General features: G+C 45.6%; 1 protein-coding gene. It reads left to right on the forward strand.

The window, feature by feature from the left end; all coding sequences use genetic code 11:
- Positions 1-248: 23S rRNA (adenine(2030)-N(6))-methyltransferase RlmJ (gene rlmJ / locus R2R70_RS22200; RefSeq protein WP_410979231.1), on the forward strand; the 248-nt coding region annotated here is incomplete at both ends.

The following is a 248-nucleotide window of genomic DNA, read 5'->3' on the forward strand; positions in this document are numbered from 1 at the left end:
GGTGGCCCATCACGTCGAAAAAACCGCCGCTAAAAAGCCTGATGCTGGCGTGCGTGCTGAGGCTTTTGAAGCCAAAGCGACTGAATACGATGCGTTGAACTATCAGCTACATAAGTTGCCAATTGGTATCCAACATCGTGATGCTTTTGAAGGTATTACCGCTGTTATTCCACCAAAAGAAAAGCGCGGTTTGATTTTCCTTGATCCTCCTTATGAGCAAGAGCATAAAGATTTTACGCGTCTTATCG

The sequence above is a fragment of the Cobetia sp. SIMBA_158 genome (genome assembly GCF_046566945.1).
GTDB lineage: Bacteria > Pseudomonadota > Gammaproteobacteria > Pseudomonadales > Halomonadaceae > Cobetia > Cobetia amphilecti.